General features: G+C 49.5%; 2 protein-coding genes and 1 pseudogene. 2 read left to right on the forward strand and 1 reads right to left on the reverse strand.

Annotation, left to right across the window (positions count from 1 at the left end; translation table 11 throughout):
* Positions 1 to 35: 35 nt before the first annotated feature.
* Positions 36 to 89 (forward strand): annotated as a pseudogene (locus ACTZWY_RS19745) (hypothetical protein); the annotation flags it as partial.
* A 15-nt stretch (positions 90 to 104) separates the two neighbouring features.
* Positions 105 to 242 (forward strand): pentapeptide repeat-containing protein, encoded by a 138-nt coding sequence (locus ACTZWY_RS19750; RefSeq protein ID WP_444792411.1) that lies wholly within the window; start codon positions 105 to 107, stop codon positions 240 to 242.
* A 117-nt stretch (positions 243 to 359) separates the two neighbouring features.
* On the opposite strand, the gene ACTZWY_RS19755 is transcribed toward ACTZWY_RS19750, so the two are convergent.
* Positions 360 to 908 carry a recombinase family protein gene (locus tag ACTZWY_RS19755; protein ID WP_444792412.1) on the reverse strand — a complete coding sequence of 183 codons (549 nt, stop codon included), beginning with the start codon at positions 906 to 908 and terminating at the stop codon, positions 360 to 362.
* Positions 909 to 1,303 lie beyond the last annotated feature (395 nt).

Raw genomic sequence — 1,303 nt, forward strand, 5'->3', positions numbered from 1 at the left:
AATAATTCTGATTTCGAGGGCGCAGATTTTCATCTTCACGATTAGAGCGATCAAGGTTTCTCAATACAAACCTAAAGGACACAGATTTCACAGACTCAATTCTCATGTCGGTAGATTTTTCAGGGTCGGACCTATCACGTGCAAACTTCAAGGGGGCAATTTTGATAGATTCAGATTTAGGCGATGCGATAATGTGTGGAACAATAAGTCCAGATGGCGATCTGCTCTATATCGGCTGTTAAATTTCTTTCCTTCGGAGAAACAGGTGGATGCGGCCAACAAGAAATTCCTGCCCTGATTTCTAGGGGGGGACCCTACCTCTCGATCAGGTCCCCGTGTGTCTTTCTCTTGGCGCTGGGCTATGCGGCTTCGTTAAGGATGCGATGCACAGACATACGGCTGACACCCATTTCTTCAGCGATCTTGTAGGTCGATAGACCATCAGCACGAAGGGCTTTCACCTTGTCACGGTCGATAGACTTGGAGCGTCCCTTGTAGACCCCCTTGGCCTTAGCCTTGGCAATGCCCTCAGCTTGTCTCTTCTTGATGATCGAACGCTCGAACTGTGCGAATGCCCCCATCAGGTGCAGTTGTAGCTGTGCGAAGGGATCATCTTGGTTTGCGCCGAAGGTGAGGTTCTCAGACACGAAGCTAATTGACACCCCCTTGCTATTGAGAGTGCTGATGATGTCCTGAAGGTCACGCAGATCACGGGCGAGACGATCTATAGACCACACTACCACCTTGTCCCCATCTCTGACCCATTGGAGCATCTCCTGAAGGGCGGGACGGTCTGAGGCGTTCTTGCCTGAAAGTTTCTCTTCAAATACCTTCTCGACACCCTGAAGGTCTTGCCGCTCTAGGTTTTGGTCTACGCTTGAAACCCGCTTATATCCGACAACAGCCATGACACTTCCCCTATGTGGTAACTTATGAGTCTAGAGTTACCGCGTATTGGTAACATTTTCAAGCGATTCGGCCCTATTGTTACCACCATACAGTAACATTTAGATGGTCATGCTAGGGTCGAGGCTATTGTTACTGTGTAGCGTTCCCTAAGGCTTTGGTATCGGGCATGACGCGTTCCTGCTGGTAGACATCGCCCTACAGGTCGAGAGGGCTGGTCCTGAGATTTCAAAGACAGAGAGGAGAGACGCACTTAGAAAAGTGGTGTCATATGATAACGCTATACAGTCCTCTACATGAGACCAATGACCACCAGACAGCCCTCATATCAGATTGATTTCATGAGGGATTTGCCTTCAGCGTATCCGTCCGGTCTCCCTGCTCTGACGGGGTGATG

Origin of the sequence: Roseinatronobacter sp. NSM, assembly GCF_052379845.1 — a bacterium.
GTDB lineage: Bacteria > Pseudomonadota > Alphaproteobacteria > Rhodobacterales > Rhodobacteraceae > Roseinatronobacter.